Source organism: Chryseobacterium sp. MEBOG06 (genome assembly GCF_021869765.1).
Classification (GTDB): Bacteria; Bacteroidota; Bacteroidia; order Flavobacteriales; family Weeksellaceae; genus Chryseobacterium.
The window spans coordinates 920,303-938,206 of sequence record NZ_CP084580.1 but is presented as its reverse complement, the minus strand read 5'-3'; the positions used below and the strand labels follow the sequence as shown (position 1 = coordinate 938,206).

The 17,904-nt window shown below is 32.6% G+C and carries 20 protein-coding genes and 1 pseudogene; all 21 read right to left on the bottom strand.

Annotation, left to right across the window (positions count from 1 at the left end; all coding sequences use genetic code 11):
- Window positions 1–67 precede the first annotated feature (67 nt).
- Entirely contained in the window at window positions 68–634 is a 567-nt protein-coding gene (locus LF887_RS04320) for a Crp/Fnr family transcriptional regulator (RefSeq protein WP_236857578.1), read from the bottom strand.
- Between the two features lie 371 nt (window positions 635–1,005).
- Complete coding sequence (locus tag LF887_RS04315; protein WP_236857577.1) at window positions 1,006–1,398, bottom strand: hypothetical protein; 393 nt, start codon at window positions 1,396–1,398, stop codon at window positions 1,006–1,008.
- Window positions 1,399–1,415: 17 nt separating this feature from the next.
- On the bottom strand, window positions 1,416–1,796 hold the full coding sequence (locus tag LF887_RS04310) for a hypothetical protein (protein ID WP_236857576.1): 381 nt from the start codon (window positions 1,794–1,796) through the stop codon (window positions 1,416–1,418).
- Window positions 1,797–1,851: 55 nt separating this feature from the next.
- Window positions 1,852–2,091 carry a hypothetical protein gene (locus tag LF887_RS04305; protein ID WP_236857575.1) on the bottom strand — a complete coding sequence of 80 codons (240 nt, stop codon included), beginning with the start codon at window positions 2,089–2,091 and terminating at the stop codon, window positions 1,852–1,854.
- Between the two features lie 12 nt (window positions 2,092–2,103).
- Window positions 2,104–2,937 carry a hypothetical protein gene (locus LF887_RS04300; protein ID WP_236857574.1) on the bottom strand — a complete coding sequence of 278 codons (834 nt, stop codon included), beginning with the start codon at window positions 2,935–2,937 and terminating at the stop codon, window positions 2,104–2,106.
- Window positions 2,938–3,024: 87 nt separating this feature from the next.
- Window positions 3,025–4,362, bottom strand: coding sequence for a hypothetical protein (locus tag LF887_RS04295; protein ID WP_236857573.1), 1,338 nt, complete (start codon window positions 4,360–4,362; stop codon window positions 3,025–3,027).
- Window positions 4,363–4,976: 614 nt separating this feature from the next.
- Window positions 4,977–5,675 (bottom strand): hypothetical protein, encoded by a 699-nt coding sequence (locus LF887_RS04290; protein ID WP_236857572.1) that lies wholly within the window; start codon window positions 5,673–5,675, stop codon window positions 4,977–4,979.
- Between the two features lie 6 nt (window positions 5,676–5,681).
- The gene (locus LF887_RS04285) at window positions 5,682–6,743 is read right to left on the bottom strand and encodes an RHS repeat-associated core domain-containing protein (RefSeq protein ID WP_262912534.1); all 1,062 of its coding nucleotides are present in this window, start codon (window positions 6,741–6,743) and stop codon (window positions 5,682–5,684) included.
- A 113-nt stretch (window positions 6,744–6,856) separates the two neighbouring features.
- A complete protein-coding gene (locus LF887_RS04280) occupies window positions 6,857–7,525 on the bottom strand; it encodes a hypothetical protein (RefSeq protein ID WP_236857555.1) in 669 nt (222 codons plus the stop codon).
- Window positions 7,526–7,533: 8 nt separating this feature from the next.
- Window positions 7,534–8,340, bottom strand: a complete 807-nt coding sequence (locus LF887_RS04275; protein ID WP_236857570.1) for a hypothetical protein — start codon at window positions 8,338–8,340, stop codon at window positions 7,534–7,536.
- The gene (locus tag LF887_RS04270; protein ID WP_236859468.1) at window positions 8,327–9,226 is read right to left on the bottom strand and encodes an IS3 family transposase; all 900 of its coding nucleotides are present in this window, start codon (window positions 9,224–9,226) and stop codon (window positions 8,327–8,329) included. The genes LF887_RS04275 and LF887_RS04270 overlap by 14 nt, the downstream gene beginning before the upstream one ends.
- A 20-nt stretch (window positions 9,227–9,246) precedes the next feature.
- Window positions 9,247–9,513 (bottom strand): transposase, encoded by a 267-nt coding sequence (locus LF887_RS04265; protein ID WP_236855179.1) that lies wholly within the window; start codon window positions 9,511–9,513, stop codon window positions 9,247–9,249.
- Window positions 9,514–9,566: 53 nt separating this feature from the next.
- Window positions 9,567–9,722, bottom strand: a pseudogene (locus LF887_RS04260) (RHS repeat-associated core domain-containing protein); the annotation flags it as partial.
- 457 nt (window positions 9,723–10,179) lie between these two features.
- Window positions 10,180–10,512 carry an enoyl-CoA hydratase gene (locus tag LF887_RS04255; RefSeq protein ID WP_236857568.1) on the bottom strand — a complete coding sequence of 111 codons (333 nt, stop codon included), beginning with the start codon at window positions 10,510–10,512 and terminating at the stop codon, window positions 10,180–10,182.
- A 1-nt stretch (window position 10,513) separates the two neighbouring features.
- Window positions 10,514–11,422, bottom strand: a complete 909-nt coding sequence (locus tag LF887_RS04250; protein WP_236857567.1) for a hypothetical protein — start codon at window positions 11,420–11,422, stop codon at window positions 10,514–10,516.
- A 468-nt stretch (window positions 11,423–11,890) separates the two neighbouring features.
- The gene (locus LF887_RS04245; protein WP_236857566.1) at window positions 11,891–12,445 is read right to left on the bottom strand and encodes a hypothetical protein; all 555 of its coding nucleotides are present in this window, start codon (window positions 12,443–12,445) and stop codon (window positions 11,891–11,893) included.
- A gap of 1 nt (window position 12,446) precedes the next feature.
- Window positions 12,447–13,424, bottom strand: coding sequence for an RHS repeat-associated core domain-containing protein (locus LF887_RS04240; protein WP_236857565.1), 978 nt, complete (start codon window positions 13,422–13,424; stop codon window positions 12,447–12,449).
- A 158-nt stretch (window positions 13,425–13,582) separates the two neighbouring features.
- Window positions 13,583–14,116 (bottom strand): hypothetical protein, encoded by a 534-nt coding sequence (locus LF887_RS04235; protein ID WP_236857564.1) that lies wholly within the window; start codon window positions 14,114–14,116, stop codon window positions 13,583–13,585.
- A gap of 6 nt (window positions 14,117–14,122) precedes the next feature.
- Window positions 14,123–15,586: an RHS repeat-associated core domain-containing protein gene (locus LF887_RS04230; protein WP_236857563.1), complete on the bottom strand. Its 1,464-nt coding sequence runs from the start codon at window positions 15,584–15,586 to the stop codon at window positions 14,123–14,125.
- 345 nt (window positions 15,587–15,931) lie between these two features.
- The gene (locus tag LF887_RS04225) at window positions 15,932–16,588 is read right to left on the bottom strand and encodes a hypothetical protein (protein ID WP_236857562.1); all 657 of its coding nucleotides are present in this window, start codon (window positions 16,586–16,588) and stop codon (window positions 15,932–15,934) included.
- Window positions 16,582–17,649, bottom strand: coding sequence for an RHS repeat-associated core domain-containing protein (locus LF887_RS04220; RefSeq protein ID WP_410681136.1), 1,068 nt, complete (start codon window positions 17,647–17,649; stop codon window positions 16,582–16,584). Before LF887_RS04220 ends, LF887_RS04225 begins: the two co-directional genes overlap by 7 nt.
- Window positions 17,650–17,904 lie beyond the last annotated feature (255 nt).

The following is a 17,904-nucleotide window of genomic DNA, read 5'->3' as shown; positions in this document are numbered from 1 at the left end:
AAATTGTAATGCAAAATTGCGCTATGCAATACAAAACTTCGTTCACATTTGTGAAGAAATGAAAATATTAGCCCTCTTTTCTTATTCGGCTAATTGATTGGGGTTTTACGCCTAGATAGGCAGCGATATAATACTGCGGTATTCTATTGATTAGAGTAGGATTATTTTCCCTAAACTTAAAATATTTATTTTTTGCATCCAGCAATCTCAAATCTGCGCTGTGCCGTGCAACTTCCATAAGCGTATGCTCCAGATAATCATTTTTCAAAATCAGAAATTTAGGTTGTAGTTTGAAAAGCTGTTCCAGTTTATCAGCAGAAAGCCTGAATAATTTGGTATCTTCCAATGCTTTTATAGCTTTATCAGACGGGATTTTTTCATTAAAACTCTTCATTAATCCAATCCATTCATTTTCTGCCATAAAACAATAAGGTATTTCTATACCATCATTGTTTTTATAAACCATCATCAGACCAGTTTGAATATAGAAAAGGTGACGGCAGATTTGCCCTTCTTCAAGAATATGTTCTCCTTTTTTAATACATCTTTCTTCTAAAGAACCAGTGAATAAATCAACGTCAGATTGAGAAAAATTACTCAAAGATTTTATTTTGCTAATTAAGTTATCTAACATAGTTTAAGTAAAATTGCCACTACAGATTTGAAAGCGGACGTTTGTAGTAGTAAATTTACCATAAAAATTCAATAGTAAACAGGGAATTTTACCCCAGAGATATGGTTTAAACCAAAAGGATAATAGTTGTTAGTATCTGTTATTTCAGGAGCGCCTGCGCTGTTCTTGGGAAATGTTATCCTGGTATTTCCAAGATGATCTATGTACTGGTAAATATAAAGGTTTTAAACATATTTACAAATCTAAAAAAACACCGCAATTGCAGTGTTTTTTAGATTTAATTCTTTTGTGACACAAGCGAGACGCTTGGGCCATCGGGGAGTTATTTTAATTAACTTCACAAGTAAGAAATTTGTACTATTTTGATTGCATTATTTATTTTTTTTATAAACAATATTTTCATCAGCATGAACCTCAATTATTATTTGATCATTTTGTCTATAAATAGGATAAGAAGCTAACATTAAAAACTTTTTGGCATCTGTATTTGATAAAGGTTCTTGAAGCTCATTGTCTTCATTATTGTAAAATTCTTCAAGATTAATTCTATCTTTTGCAAAACTCCAATTATCTTTTGCTTGATACATTAACTCTGAATTTTTATTATAAATTTTATGTATATATATATCTTCTTTAATAATTAAACTATCAATAATATTTTTTCCAGTAAAAGAATATGTTCCTAGTAAATCTTTCTTATTTATACTACAGCTTATAGTAGTAGTAGTTAATCCTAGTACAACAGATACAATTAGCTTTTTCATTTTATTTTTTTAACATGTTATTTCATCCACAACAAATATGTTTGACGGGTTGTACTCTCGGGTACCCCAACTCCATTAAACCTAGGAATATTTCTTGACTCATCTTTATTTAAAGGATTTAAAGAATAAGAAGAGATTGATTTTGAGTCAAATGCCATTATAACAACTTTGTTGCCTACAGGATAAAAGCTGAAGTTTGTTTTCCCCATAAATTGGCCCTGCATATTTCTGTTCTCTGCAACAACACCTATAAGGCCAAACATTCCTTCATAAGTTGTTTTTTCATTCATTGATGTTTCCTTAAAATAATCAACTGCAGATTTATACATGTTTGTTCCCATTAATTGTCTTACTGCAGCACTTCCTTTTATAAGTAAACTATTTTCAGGACTAGTCATTTAGTGGCACAAGCGACACGCTTATACTAAATAGTTAGTGAAATGTTTTTACAATCTATAGAAATTTTAATTTATATGCAATATACACTATAACTATTGATAAAATACAGAATACGATAAGACCTACTAAAAAATTATAAAACCCTTGTGAAAATTGAGCACCTATATCATCTTTGTCATTTTTAAAATCTTCTTTTTTTAAATTTTTATTAAAAATTCTAAAAAAATAATATCTTGTATTAATTCCAAGAAAATTGATTATTAATCCACCGAAAATTATTTCTAATAATGTCATTATAATTATATATTAATCAAATTGAGGCCTATACCCTACATTTCTCTTCAACCAAGTTCGAGCGGGGCTATCCGGACTTGATGCATTTACAACACCAGTAACTATTGGTCTTGCTATCATTCCTTTCCCAGCGGTTCCATTTACATAATCTACTCCTTTGTTCAAAAGATTTATTGTACCACTTGTACCCGAAGCAGACTCAAATCTGTTTAAAATACTTATTCCTTCAGGCATAAGAGAATTTACAGCCTTGGCTCCTCTTGCATAAGGAGCTGCTGTTGCGACAGTACTAACCAGAGCATCTGCTTGTCTATAGTTAGGTGTACCATCTAGATTTCCATAATTTCCTCCCAAAGGATTTTCCCATTCAGGACGTTCTAAAGCACCCATATCAAAAATTTGAGCTGTAACATAGGCATTATTTACTATACCATAAGTAAATTTTGCAGCAATATTATTTGAATTTGCCCAACTTTTAAAAATTCCATCCTCAATATTATTATTAAAATATGTACCGGTAGATATATTTGTTCCTGCTGGAGTTGAAAAACTCCCCCCTAATATGGCACCATTCATATTATTAACTACTGATCCATTAGAATTTAAAGAATAACTATATTTTCCAAAACCTAAGAATCCTTCCCCCGATATATTGGCATAAGAATAAATTGCAGCCACATCCTTATAGCCGGCTTTTCTAGCTTGTAAAATTGTTTTTATATTTGCATCATAACTCCATGTTGACACTCCATTAATATTCTGTAAAATCCAATCATCTGTTCCAAAACCAGAAAAATTAAACCCAGTAAAAATATTCCCTCCTGATGTTTCAGTTCCTGTAGACATCGTTGCCACATACATTTTAAAAGCAAATTGTGCTGCTTCTCCCGAAGCGAACATTGCATCATTTCCATCCGGAGTAGATTTGCTACTTTATAAAGTCATGTTATTATGTTTTCTTCCCCACTTCTTATATAATTGAAAATCATTAATTTGTTTTAATCTGTAGCCTGGTGCATGAGAAATTTCTTTTTGAGAATTAACATTAACAATTGAAAATCCTTTTTCAAAGACTTTATTTCCTTTACCAAAGTTCTTTTCAATTATTGACATACAAGGTAATCCGAGAGAGTCATGTGGTGGAATAGAAATAATTGTTAATGCTTCAAAATTTATCTTCAGTGTATCCCTTTCATAAATATGTCGATACTTCGCTTGAATATCTTTAAGAGAAACTTTAAGGGTGTCATTTGTAGGATTTCCAAAAAGTAAAAAAGTCTCTACATTTTTTATCCTTATACTATCTTTTGTATAATCACATATTAAATTCTGAAAAGAACAAACAACATTATCATTCTTTAACATAGACTTTTTACATGATATAAATAGAAAAATTAATAGACATACATATATATTAAATCTATTTCGATTTGTAAGTGTTATAATACCATTTATCATTAGAATAATTTTTTTCATTAATTGTTGAAAGCCAGCTGTAGTCTTCTTAAAAAGAGGAGAAGAGATTTGATGCTCATAAATTGTGATATGCTCTTTTGCTAAATCTAATTTAGATAGATTAATATTATTAGGATTTACTGTTAAGTGACTTATTTTTCCTCCCTCATGACTTAATGCAGAAATCATATTGTTTTTATCATTATAATATGGATGCGGTTTTCCATTGCCAACCATCAAAGAGACAGTTTTAGATTCCTTGTTTGCCTGCATTAAAGCATCTGGATTATATTCACCTCCATTAAAACGAGAAAATGTACCAACCATTTTCCCTGCATCAAAATGATAATCTGCAATTCCTACAGACATGCTATTACCTTTAAGGTTATTTAAATTTATACCAGCATCTTTAGCATAATGATTAGCGATGTTTGCTAAAACAAACGCATTATCTTTATTAAATATATAATCCTTTAGTTCCACTGACAGCCATGGAGCTGTATTAAAACTGCCTGTAATAGGATTTTGAAAATCAATAATAATATTATTTGTATTCTTATTATCAGTGTATAAAAATTCACCAAACTGATTAAAGTGATCATCAAAAAGGTTAGAGCCAAATCCTGTAAAAATATTCTCTCCTGATGTTCCAGTTCCTGTTGACATCGTTGCTACATACATTTTAAAAGCAAATTGTGCTGCTTCTCCAGAAGCAAACATTGCATCATTTCCATCCGGATCAATCACCATCACAGGATTATTAATAGCATAGTTATAAGGACTCCAGGAACTGTATTTCTCAGACATGGCATCCATTGCTCCCCCATCTTCCCAGGTCAGGCATCATCATCCTTGCTCCGTAATCATACATCCCGGTTTCCTGTAATTCTTTACCGTTGTACTTACAGGATTAGAAACTTCCAAAGCTGAAGGTGCCAAACGCCCTGAGATATTGTTTATAAAGATAAAAATACTTATTGTTTTCAGAATAAACCTATAGACTTTCACATACAAAACAGAATTTTTTTTCACAAACAAAACCACCGCTTAATAGCAGTGGTTTCGCTATTATTACTACACTACAGGATATAATCTTACAGTAAAGAGGGATAGTTGTTAATACTCTTATACATTAGATTAAGCCATAAGCACTCATAGTTGCACTTTAGAATTTTATTTGGGAAAAACGCATTTTAGTAATCAAGCATATACAATCCGATAGCTATTATTGGTATGTAAATTCACATATATAGTAAGTATAGAATAATAGAGTATATACCTTTATGTTGCAGATTTATCAATTATTGTGTTTTTATTGATTTATTTTCAAGCATTGGGAGACAATAAAACCACCGCAATTGCAGTGGTTTATTATATCATCAAAGCCCAAGACTTTGCACAATGGGGTAACTTTAAAAGTTGGCCTTATATTACCTAATGGTATTTACATTTTTTATTGTGTCATCTATTAGAATTTCATTAATACCAATTTCTCTTTTCTTCTCATTAATTGAATGCTCCGAAAATGAACCCAATATATTTAATACAGGATGGTTTTTATATTTAGAAATATCCAAAGAATAACTATAACTATTATTCTTACTATTGCATTCAAAAGTCATTGGATATAGCAAAGGTTTCATATCAGCAATTATACCAATGTTTATTTTCGCAGAGTGTATTTTATCAATACTCTTTGGGAAATAAAAATTATATAAAATAGTATTATCTTTACTATTGTACTTCTTTACATAAAACTTACTGTTAGATGCGTTTATCTTATTATTCCTATAAAAAATAATTTGATTATTCAATTCTTTCTTTTTATCAAATTCTTTATAAAATTCTATGTCTAAATATTTTTCATTATTTTTCAGATCATAAGCTCTCCACCAACCTATTTTATATTTTCTTTGATAATTATATTTTCCTTTGATTAGAAATCGGTTATTAACTCCCTCATAATGAATAACAGAGTCATTAACTTTTTTTTGTTGTTTTGCTTGATAATTATTTAAATTAAACACTTCCTCACTGGCTTTCTTTATAGATAAAGCATTCGTTTGTTTATCTTCGTTACATCCTGTTATTATAACTAAAAACAAAAATCCTATTACTCTATTTCTCATCTTCTTTTATTTTATTCGATATTGGCTTGGAACTCTACTATTAAAGTTTCTGATATCCCTATTATAAGAACTGTCTTGAACTGGTTTATATGCTCTGTCAAAATCGCCTGATTTATTTCCATAGAATATAGTTGTATCTTTTTGATATGTAAAACCCGTAGATTTAATTGAGTCTAAAGATGTTACTTTTACAGACATAGAATTTAGACTATTATCACTTTTCTTTCCAACAAACAAATCTGACAATTCTCTAATTCTATCTACACCCCATACACCCGCATACACTCTACCTGCCCATGTTGGTACTCCTTTAGAACCGTCGGCTGGAAAAGTACTTGGAAATATAAAGCTTCCAGCATCTAAAGTAAAAAGCTTATCACCAGGTCTGAATTTGTCCCAGGTGCTTGCATCAAAATCAGTTCTTGCCAGTCCTCCAGTATTGGTGATCTGAGGAAATTCTTGAGATTCCCATGTACTCCACGTTCCTCCTAACCACATTGGTAATGCATCTACAATTGCATTCATAGAAGCTAGATCATCCGCACCAAGCTTGGTTATACTACCTCCTTCATTTAGTTGTGCATAAGCCGAGATACTTCCTCCATCTACACTTACATTTGAGAATATTGTTCCATTTTTAGCAAAACCGGTTATACCTGCCATTCGCATTGCCTTTTCTAAAGTAGTAATACCAGCTTCATATCTCCACTTTCCATCAAGTCCTCTGATCCAATCATCTGTTCCAAAACCAGAAAAATTAAACCCAGTAAAAATATTCCCTCCTGATGTTCCAGTTCCTGTTGACATCGTTGCTACATACATTTTAAAAGCAAATTGTGCTGCTTCTCCAGAAGCGAACATTGCATCATTTCCATCCGGATCAATGACCATAACAGGGTTATTGATCGCATAGCTGTAAGGACTCAAAGAGCTGTATTTCTCAGACATCGCATCCATTACTCCCCATCTTCCCAGGTCAGGCATCATCATCCTTGCACCGTAATCATACATTCCTATTTCGTGAAGCTCTTTGCCATTGTATTTATAATAGCGGGGCTTTGTTACTATTACTTAACACACGATTCAATCGGCAGCCGAGGGATATTGAAAACCAATTCTCTAATTTTCATCCCCCTTTGTTAGGGTATAAAATTTTTGTTCTAAAAAAGGTAGCAACTCCACTATTTCAATGTATCTAATACATAAATTTCATTCTCACCAACATTTCCATTTTTCATTTGAAACAATTCCCAAAAATTTCCACGAATAATTATTTTTTTAGATTCAATATCTTTTGGATATGGAAACTCACAACTAAAAATATTTTCAATTTGTAGACACTTACATTGCAAATGTTTTAGTTCAGTTCCATTGGAATAAATATGATAATTCAGCTTTCCTTCAGGTTCTAAACTTTTAGAGCTATTTGGAATATAAAAATTATATTTAATCAAATTTTTATTCCTATCAAACCAATAGAATTTACTATTTGTACTATCTATTTTTCCATTTTTGAACAAAATGTATTGATTAACAAACTCTTTATTATCAACAAATTTATATTCTAATTTAGCATTTATCTCTTTCGATTGTTTATTAGTAGCTATCCACCAACCTACTCTAATATTTTCATGATCTACAAATCCTGTAATTTCATAGTTATTGAATGTTCCCGTTATCTTATATAGAGAATCATTAATTTTATTTTTTTCAATATTTTTTAAGTTTTTTAATTCACTTGAAATTGAAAAATATTCTGAAGAATTGAGATTATCAAAATTTCTAACTTCTTGTTTTTTGCACGATATTATTAAAAAAAATAATAAATACAATAAAACTATTTTACCCATATTTTAAATTATTTTGAAGATTTTACTGAATCAATAGTTTTGCGAAGTCTTCTAGCAGTTTGCTGGAAAGACTCACCTTTTTTAGGAATTGTTTTGTACATTGTATCAATTGGCACTATGGAGTTCTGTTTAAATGTGTAATCTCTTAGATAAACTGTATCATTTATGTTAGGAAATGGATTTCCAATGCCCTGTATGTCAAGACCAAATTGAAAAGCACCATCTTGAAGATTAAGTTTTGTTGCTCTACCGTACCCACCTAAAATATACTCAAACATATTATTAAAATCAATTTTATCCTGTGGTTTTAATTTATTAAGTGTTTCTTTATCAGGATCATTTGATCCTGCGGAAAAACTGTAAAATGTTACATTGGTCCAGGTTCTCCACGTTCCTCCTAACCACGTAGGCATTGCACTTGTCAATGCATCTATCGCTCCGTATTGCTCTGCATAGCTGGCTTTTCCTCCCTCACCTAGTCTTACATATCCAATTTCTCCATTAGGTCCTATTTTTGTATTAGCCAGAACCGTCCCATTTTTAGCAAAACCATCAATACCTGCCATTCGCATTGCCTTTTCTAAAGTAGTAATATTAGCATCATATCTCCACTTTCCATCAAGTCCTCTGATCCAATCATCTGTTCCAAAACCAGAAAAATTAAACCCAGTAAAAATATTCCCTCCTGATGTTTCAGTTCCTGTTGACATCGTTGCTACGTAATTTTTAAAAGCCTGTTGTGCTTCGGATAATGGTTGAATATCATTTCCATCCGGATCAATCACTGTAATCTCACCATGTCTATGCACATTCAAAAGTAGAGTTTTTGGTTAATAATTTATTGTTGTCGTTGTAATAATTTTGTTGGAATGTGGGAAACTCCATAGCCTGAGCTTGGGTGAGTTTTCCATATTTCAATAAAAAATCCCTTGGTGTAAGATATTGGAGAGCCTTGTGTGGGCGCTCATTATTATACATCCACATCCAGATTTGTGCATAATTTCTCATCTGTTTTATGTTCTCAAAGAGATAGACATCTAAGAATTCTGTACGGAAAGTTCTGTTGAATCTTTCTACCAAAGAGTTTTGTGTCGGTTTTCCAGGTTGAATATAATGAAGGGTAATTTCATTTTTACCGCACCAATCTTTTAATTTTTCTGCAATAAACTCCGGACCATTATCAACTCTTATTTTTTCCGGTTTTCCGCGCCAGTCGATCAGTTGTTCTAGTTGAGAAACTACCCGCGCAGAAGGTAAACTGGTGTCAATCGTAATATTCAAAATTTCTCTGTTAAAATCATCAATGATATTCAAGCTTCTGACGCTTTTACCATTCTCTAAAGTGTCATGCATAAAGTCCATACTCCACGTTACATTCGGATAAATCGGTCGAAGCAAAGGTTCTTTTACCCGTGCCGGAAGACGTTTTTTTCGCTTGCTTCTTAAATTCAGTTTCATCGATTTATAAATCCTGTAAACCCGTTTATGATTCCACCAAAATCCCAAGTTTCTTAAACGGTGGTACATCGTCCAAAACCCCCATGTTTGGTGTTGCTCAGCAAGGAAAAACAGCTCATCCCGAATCTTGTCGTCTTCATTGTTCTGCTTCTTTTTATAGTAAAATACCGAACTGCCTATAATGAAAAGTCTACACGCATTCCGAGTGCTTATTCCGTGTTCTGATCCGGAATAAACAACCAGTTCCCGTTTCTCGGAAGGTGTTAAAACTTTTTTGCAATCACATCTTTCATCACAACATTTTCCAACGTAAGTTCAGCTACGATTTTTTTGTACTGCGAAAGTTCCTTTTCAAGTTCCTTCATTTTAGAGAGTTGCTGCACATCCAATCCACCATATTTACTCTTCCAGTTGTAAAAGGTCGGTTGGCTGATACCGTAATCCCTGCAAATCTCATTGACTGTTTTACCCTGATTTTGTTCAGATAAAATCTTGATGATCTGAACTTCTGAAAATTTACTGTTTTTCATAGTATTCCAAATTTAAAAACTATATTTTTAAGTGCTATAGTTTTTAGGGAAGATTACATCACCATCACAGGATTATTAATAGCATAGTTATAAGGACTCCAGGAACTGTATTTCTCAGACATGGCATCCATTGCTCCCCATCTTCCCAGATCAGGCATCATCATCCTTGCACCGTAATCATACATCTCTGCTTCCTCTAGTTCCTTACTATTATATTGATATCAACTGTTTGAAAAAGGGGAAGTGTTCAAAAACAAAGAAATTTACCTCTGTACCAGCAATTATCTGGTACGAAGTTACAAACTTCGCAGAGCGGGGATAATTTTATTTTGCATTTAGTACTATATTTAATTTAACTGATCTATTTTTTCTCCTTGATAAGCTGCTATACTATTATTCTCAACAGATACTAAGAGCTCAATTCGAGTAACTCGGAACTTTAATTGATGCTACTGGAAAATCTTTATTCTTTGTTATCCAATCTGAAGTTTCTTTTAAAGTAACATACCTCTATGCTCGTACAAACAAGATTATAATAGCAGTTAGTACATTTATTCTCATAAAACAATAAACTCTTACAAATAGTAAGGGTTGTTGTTATTTTATCAGGTACGAGCGAGACGCTCGCAACAGCAGGGAATAAGCAAAATCTGACTAATTACATTATCATTTTTCATCAAGTTCATTATCTAAATACCCAATAATTTTATCATAATTTTCACTTAAATAATACATCCCAGAATAATTTTTCCCATCAATAGTTACACCCTTTAATAAAATTCCAGAATCATTTTTTAATCCAATAAGTAATTGATGCATTTGCTCTGCAAGTTTATAGTTTTTTTGATTGATAGCTATCCCTTCTCTAATACTATATACCCCAATCATATTTTCCCTATCAAATCTCCCATTACTCAACCTTATATGATAATCGTTAAATTCTCCCCGTAAATTGATGCTTTTTTTTATTAAATTAAAAATTTCTTCTTCTGTTTTCATTTTATGGCTTTATATGTTCTACATTAGCTCTTATTACTGGTCCAAAAATTAACCATTCGCTTTCCTGCATTCTTTTTCCTGTCTCTGAAACATTAGGAATAGCAGTAACTCCAATTTTAAAACGTTTAGATAAAATGATTCCTGATGCTTTTCCCATAGCAGTTGCAAAATCTCTGGCGGTTGATTTATTAGTGGTCCACGATGTCCATACAGAATAATTATCGTTCATTGCATGATCATCCATATCCCAATGCGCTTTATTTCCTGGTCTTAGTCCATTTGGAATTGCAATTCCAAATGATGCCTCATTATACATCATAGCTTGTGTTTCTGTATGTGCAAAAGATGAAACACCCCTATATAGTAATATCCCATTTCTATTATTATCACCTCTAGAAATTTCTTTTGATAAAGATATATCCAAGTCTCTCGTCCAATCATATGCAGGATCTTTCATCATTGTAGGGGTTAAAACAGCTCCTAATGTTAAAGCTGATGTTGATGCGACTGCTGCACCCATTCTAGCAAAAAAGCCTTCTGCTGTTATTTCAGTTACTTCTCCTACCTGAAATGTTCTAGAAATATCAGCACCTCTTAAAAGAATTGAAATATCGGCCCCCTTATTCCCTCCAAACAAATTACTAAAGAAATTCCCTATGTTTCCCCAAAAGCCTGGTTGTGGATTTTCTTTAGGGTTATTATTCAATCCTGTAAATATATTCCCTCCTGATGTTCCTGTTCCTGTTGACATCGTTGCAACATACATTTTAAAAGCAAATTGTGCTGCTTCTCCAGAAGCGAACATTGCATCATTTCCATCCGGATCAATGACCATAACAGGGTTATTGATAGCATAGCTGTAAGGACTCAAAGAGCTGTATTTCTCAGACATGGCATCCATTGCTCCCATCTTCCCAGGTCAGGCATCATCATCCTTGCTCCGTAATCATATATACCTGTTTCCTGAAGTTCTTTACCGTTATATTTATAGGAGTAGAAACTTCCAAAGTTGGAGATGCCAAACGACCCTGAGATATGATTTAAACCAAAAGGATAGTAATTGTTGGTGTCAATAATTTCAGGAACGCCTGCGCTGTTTTTGGCAAAGGTGACTCTAACTGAACTGCGTTCACAGTTTTCGTAAAAGCTTTTCTTTTATTGGTCTATCAAGTTGGCCTTTATACTGATAAATATACTTAATGTTTTCAAAATAAATATATGGCTTTTCACAAACAAAAACAGAACGTTTTTTTAACAAAACCACTACATAATTGCAGTGGTTTTGTTATTATTACTTCTCCACACAGTATAATCTTGCGGCAGCGAGGTTATAAGGAGGATAAACTTTCTATCCTAAAAAAGGTAGCAACTCGATGGTTTAGTTTCTTTTAAACCTTGCAATACACTGCTCCATAAATTGTGTTGATGTGAAGATTACTTTTTTTTCATTTGTAAACATAAATAATGAATCGTTTTTAACTGTATTGGATTTTTTATCATAAACCTTTAAAAGAAAAATTGACTGATAGTTGCCTGTTTTAGTATTATTGGGTTTTAGATGTTCCACACTTTTTATAATTTTTATTTCGTGTTTCATACTGTCCTCTACTTTTGCATATTGTGATTTGATTCGTTCCAAATCTTTTATTGTTTTAATATTCTCAAGCTTTTTTGTTAACTGTTGCTGTTGTTTATTTAATATTATCAATCTTTGAGTAGAATAGTTAGATACAAAGTCAGCTTCTTGCCATTCTTTTAAAGTATCAAATTTTACAAGTTGAATGGATTCTAAAGTAGAACTGTCCTGTTTAAGTTCTTGTGTAATTTTTTTTTGGATAGATTGGGTTAATTCTTCTTTAAAACTTTCAGCCTTATCTTTTTTACAAGAAAAAATAATGAATAAAATTAGTGCGCAAATTATTTTAGTTCTCATATTATCTTGGTGTTATTCTTTTTAATATAGAATCAGCTTGTCTACCAAATTTCACACCATCAGCATTAAATCTATTAATCATTGAATCCTTTTGACTTCTTGACATATCATATTTATAAACGTCTTGAGTTTTAATTCCAGCGCCATTTATTCTGCCACCTTCTCCTCTATAAATATTGACACCTATTGCTTGAGGGCCATAATAACTAAATGTATCCAGTTTTACTGGTGCTGATCCTGATGAACCTCCAAATGGATTTCCAATGCCCTGTATGTCAAGACCAAATTGAAAAGCACCATCTTGAAGATTAAGTTTTGTTGCTCTACCGTACCCACCTAAAATATACTCAAACATATTATTAAAATCAATTTTATCCTGTGGTTTTAATTTATTAAGTGTTTCTTTATCAGGATCATTTGATCCTGCGGAAAAACTGTAAAATGTTACATTGGTCCAGGTTCTCCACGTTCCTCCTAACCACGTAGGCATTGCACTTGTCAATGCATCTATCGCTCCGTATTGCTCTGCATAGCTGGCTTTTCCTCCCTCACCTAGTCTTACATATCCAATTTCTCCATTAGGTCCTATTTTTGTATTAGCCAGAACCGTCCCATTTTTAGCAAAACCATCAATACCTGCCATTCGCATTGCCTTTTCTAAAGTAGTAATATTAGCATCATATCTCCACTTTCCATCAAGTCCTCTGATCCAATCATCTGTTCCAAAACCAGAAAAATTAAACCCAGTAAAAATATTCCCTCCTGATGTTTCAGTTCCTGTTGACATCGTTGCTACATAATTTTTAAAAGCCTGTTGCGCTTCGGATAATGGTTGAATATCATTTCCATCCGGATCAATCACCATCACAGGGTTATTGATCGCATAGTTATAAGGACTCCAGGAACTGTATTTCTCAGACATGGCATCCATTGCTCCCCATCTTCCCAGATCAGGCATCATCATTCTTGCTCCATACATCCCTGTTTCCTGAAAAAACAGGGAAGTTTACCTATTCTTGTAGCCAATTCCTGATAAGTTTGTAACACTTTTTTACTAACAAATTCTTTTCCTCCAGATTTGAAAAAATATTCACCTCAGCAGAATGATAGAATTTACAGAGTGAATTACACTATTTCTTACTTTCGCTTAAATAAAAATGTCTCATTATTATTTATAGAGTTATTTATATACCAATTTTCAAAATCCTTTAATTTTAACTGAGTGACTTTTTCGAATGTGTTAATATTCTTAGTAGTTTCTTGAACAAAAATGAAAGTTTTTTTATAACTTTTACTAATATTTATTAACTCTTGAATCATTAATTTTATACTGTCGAAATCTAGTCCCATTGTTCCTATTACCAAAACATCATAATTTTCAATCTCATTAATAATAGCGTAAATTAATTTATTAAATATATCTATAATCTGTCTAGGCTTAATTAATTCTAAATTATATTTATCTATTAATTTTTTATAAACATTAACAGATAAATCCTTGTTATTTGTATAGTTTGATAGATTAATAGAATTTTCGTTAGGTAAATTAATATAAAATACTTTTTCCGAAACATCTAATTTGCTATTTGATAAATTATTATTGAAAACAACATATACGCCTGAAGTTTCTAAATTTATATTTTTGTTTAAAATTATTACTTGTTTATGCATAGTTATCTATTTTGTGGGTAACTTGTATATACGATGGTTATCTATAACAGGATTTCGTCTTATAAAGTTCCCTTTATTAATAATCTGTTCAACATATTGAAAATCACCTGTTTCAATCCCATATTTAATTGCAGCATTCATTCTGTGATTTCCATCTAGTAAAATATATTTTCCTTCATGTATGTATCCGGCTCCGCCAGTCGATTTATAAGTACCATTTGACATTTGCTCAAAATATTTACCTATAATTTCTGGATTAATACCTTTCTGAGCACTTTTAATGCCATTAGCTTCTGCTTCTGCAGATATTTCTGCAGCCAAGGAAATTTCTTCAGCTATACTTGCAGCACCAGCAGCTTTCGCAACTCTCCCATATCCTCCAAACATATTGTAGCCACCTCCCCCAAAGTCCTGCATGATTTCTATATGAGAACTATTCATTAATCTAAAAGATCGGTCTAAACTAGTTTCTCCATCATTATAAAAAGAATTATCACGGCGTGCTCTGTATTCAGCCATTGGGTTATAATTGGCCCCTTGTATTAAACCAAATAATCTGCTTCCACTCGCACTATAATCTTCAGCGATTCTTTCCACAGGACCAACTTCTAAAGTTCCTTTTTTACCATTCCCAAACAAATTTCTAAAGAAGTTCCCTATACTTGCCCAGAAGCCTGGTTTTGGATTTTCTTTAGGGTTATTATTCAATCCTGTAAATATATTCCCTCCTGATGTTCCTGTTCCTGTTGACATCGTTGCAACATACATTTTAAAAGCAAATTGTGCTGCTTCTCCAGAAGCGAACATTGCATCATTTCCATCCGGATCAATGACCATAACAGGGTTATTGATCGCATAGCTGTAAGGACTCAAAGAGCTGTATTTCTCAGACATGGCATCCATTGCTCCCCATCTTCCCAGGTCAGGCATCATCATCCTTGCACCATAGTCATACATTCCCGTCTCTTGTAATTCCTTTCCGTTGTATTTGTAACTGTAGAAACTACCAAAGTTAGAAATACCAAACGACCCTGAGATATGATTCAGTCCAAAAGGATAGTAATTGTTGGTATCAATAATTTCAGGAGCGCCTGCGCTGTTTTTGGCAAAGGTGACTCTGGTATTTCCAAGGTGGTCTCTGTACTGGTAAATATAGCGGTTTTCTGTGAAACTGTAAAAACCTTCTGCGGTGGCTACAAAATCAAGTTTCCATTCCGGAATAACACCGGGATCCAGAATACCTCTATAAGCTTCTGCTTCGTAAGCATTTTCGGTTCTGCAGGTAATACAGTTTCCTCCGCCTTCAAAGTAGCTGTACTGAAAACCGTCCAGATAGTCTGTGATGCGGGTTGAGGTTGATCCTCTTGGTGAGGAAGAAGAAAACGTTTTACGAAGCTTGGTTCCGTCAGCACGGTAAAGGTAATTGATAGTACTATAGGTTGGCTTTCCAAAGCTATTCTGGTGGATCACATACTGATCAGAAAGATTCAGGTAGTTATATTGTACAGACTTCCCCCCTTTATCCAGCGAAGATTACACTTTATTTTCAGATAAAAAACAGAACACGTTTTACAACACAAAACCACTGCTCAATAGCAGTGGTCTTGTTATTATTATTTCACCACACGATGCAATTTTGCGTTAGCGAGGGAAAATGTTCCGTCGATTGACCTGGTTACAAAAATTGCGAATGCTTCAGGCGTCACCTTAGATTATCTCGTAAAAGATGGACTGTATGAGCCACTCTTAATAAACTAAAAGCGACACAGGAACTCGACAGCTACGAAGTTACAAACTTCGCAGAGCGGTGGAACTTTAATTATTAACAAACATACTTACAGATGAAAAAGTTGTTTCTTTTTTATTTTCACTTTCGGAAAAAAATGTTGCAACCCCTGCAATTGATTTTTCTTTTTTTTCCCCAGGAATAAAACATATGTAATAACCATTTTCGGTTTTACAATCAATCCTTTTATCTTCAATAGTATTATTATTTTTTGTCATATAATTAAATTCCACTCTGGTTTTTTCATCTTTATACTTTGGAAAATAAAATTTAAATTCATATCCATTATTCTTATAAATAATATCATAATATTGACTAAATCTATTTATCAATTTACCTTCTTCATAAAATTTAATCTGATTTTCTTTTTCCATATTTACTGACAAAAACTCAATCTCATACAAAAAATCGTTAGTTTTATCCTTAACTTTCCACCATCCTATTTTTTCATTATTTTTAACATTCTTATAGCCTTGCAAAGTATATTGATTACTCTCACCACTAATTAGAATTATTGAATCATTTTCTTTTTTACTACTAATTGCATAATTATCTTCATTAGTAATATCCTGAATATTGACGTGTTTACTAAAATTTTTATCATTTTTTTTACATGAAAAAAATAAAAAGATAATTAAAAGCAAAAAAAAATTTTTCGCCGTTCTTTTATTATTTTTTACTACCATTTTTTGCCGAGAAAATTTATTCTATTATAATAGTTTTTTAACTTTTGATCATTAACATTTTTAACAGCATTATTAAACATAATACTATCATTGGTTTTCGTTTGAGTAGGAACTTTTTTTATTGTATCTCTTGAGTAAGAAAATGGAGAATCTGAGATTTGCTCCACTAAAGCAGTACTATCATTACTCTTGAAATTAAAAGGATTTCCAATGCCTTCTACATCAAGCCCAAATTGGATAAAAGCATCTCCAAAACTTTTACGATCAAGCTTTGTATTTCTACCGTACCCACCTAAAATATACTCAAACATATTATTAAAATCAATTTTATCCTGTGGTTTTAATTTATTAAGTGTTTCTTTATCAGGATCATTTGATCCTGCGGAAAAACTGTAAAATGTTACATTGGTCCAGGTTCTCCACGTTCCACCTAACCACGTAGGCATTGCACTTGTCAATGCATCTATCGCTCCGTATTGCTCTGCATAGCTGGCTTTTCCTCCCTCACCTAGTCTTACATATCCAATTTCTCCATTAGGTCCTATTTTTGTATTAGCCAGAACCGTCCCATTTTTAGCAAAACCATCAATACCTGCCATTCGCATTGCCTTTTCCAAAGTAGTAATATTAGCATCATATCTCCACTTTCCATCAAGTCCTCTGATCCAATCATCTGTTCCAAAACCAGAAAAATTAAACCCAGTAAAAATATTCCCTCCTGATGTTTCAGTTCCTGTTGACATCGTTGCTACATAATTTTTAAAAGCCTGTTGCGCTTCGGATAATGGTTGAATATCATTTCCATCCGGATCAATCACCATCACAGGGTTATTGATCGCATAGTTATAAGGACTCCAGGAACTGTATTTCTCAGACATGGCATCCATTGCTCCCCATCTTCCCAGGTCAGGCATCATCATCCTTGCACCATAGTCATACATTCCCGTCTCTTGTAATTCCTTTCCGTTGTATTTGTAACTGTAGAAACTACCAAAGTTAGAAATACCAAACGACCCTGAGATATGATTCAGTCCAAAAGGATAGTAATTGTTGGTATCAATAATTTCGGGAGCGCCTGCGCTGTTTTTGGCAAAGGTTACACTTACTTAACTATATTAGCAGTTTTCGTAAAACCTTCTCTTTTATTGGTCTATCAAGTTGGTCTTTATATTGATAAATATACTTATTGTTTTCAAAATAAATATATAAAGTTTTTAAAACACAACACCACCGCTCAATAGCAGTGGTGTTGTTATTATTAATTCGCCACACGATGCAATCGTGCTGCAGCGAGGGGAATGTTAAATCACATTAAT

Bases quoted from the DNA above. Each gene is read 5' to 3' on its own strand.
- LF887_RS04265 (WP_236855179.1), bottom strand. From the start codon at position 9,513: ATGAAAAACAGTAAATTTTCAGAAGTTCAGATCATCAAGATTTTATCT.
- LF887_RS04235 (WP_236857564.1), bottom strand. From the start codon at position 14,116: ATGCATAAACAAGTAATAATTTTAAACAAAAATATAAATTTAGAAACT.
- LF887_RS04290 (WP_236857572.1), bottom strand. From the start codon at position 5,675: ATGAGAAATAGAGTAATAGGATTTTTGTTTTTAGTTATAATAACAGGA.
- LF887_RS04280 (WP_236857555.1), bottom strand. From the start codon at position 7,525: ATGGGTAAAATAGTTTTATTGTATTTATTATTTTTTTTAATAATATCG.
- LF887_RS04295 (WP_236857573.1), bottom strand. From the start codon at position 4,362: ATGGATGCCATGTCTGAGAAATACAGTTCCTGGAGTCCTTATAACTAT.
- LF887_RS04255 (WP_236857568.1), bottom strand. From the start codon at position 10,512: ATGAAAACAGAAGAAGAAATTTTTAATTTAATAAAAAAAAGCATCAAT.
- LF887_RS04300 (WP_236857574.1), bottom strand. From the start codon at position 2,937: ATGTCTACAGGAACTGAAACATCAGGAGGGAATATTTTTACTGGGTTT.
- LF887_RS04310 (WP_236857576.1), bottom strand. From the start codon at position 1,796: ATGACTAGTCCTGAAAATAGTTTACTTATAAAAGGAAGTGCTGCAGTA.
- LF887_RS04315 (WP_236857577.1), bottom strand. From the start codon at position 1,398: ATGAAAAAGCTAATTGTATCTGTTGTACTAGGATTAACTACTACTACT.
- LF887_RS04320 (WP_236857578.1), bottom strand. From the start codon at position 634: ATGTTAGATAACTTAATTAGCAAAATAAAATCTTTGAGTAATTTTTCT.
- LF887_RS04250 (WP_236857567.1), bottom strand. From the start codon at position 11,422: ATGGGAGCAATGGATGCCATGTCTGAGAAATACAGCTCTTTGAGTCCT.
- LF887_RS04305 (WP_236857575.1), bottom strand. From the start codon at position 2,091: ATGACATTATTAGAAATAATTTTCGGTGGATTAATAATCAATTTTCTT.
- LF887_RS04240 (WP_236857565.1), bottom strand. From the start codon at position 13,424: ATGTATGGAGCAAGAATGATGATGCCTGATCTGGGAAGATGGGGAGCA.
- LF887_RS04225 (WP_236857562.1), bottom strand. From the start codon at position 16,588: ATGGTAGTAAAAAATAATAAAAGAACGGCGAAAAATTTTTTTTTGCTT.
- LF887_RS04245 (WP_236857566.1), bottom strand. From the start codon at position 12,445: ATGAGAACTAAAATAATTTGCGCACTAATTTTATTCATTATTTTTTCT.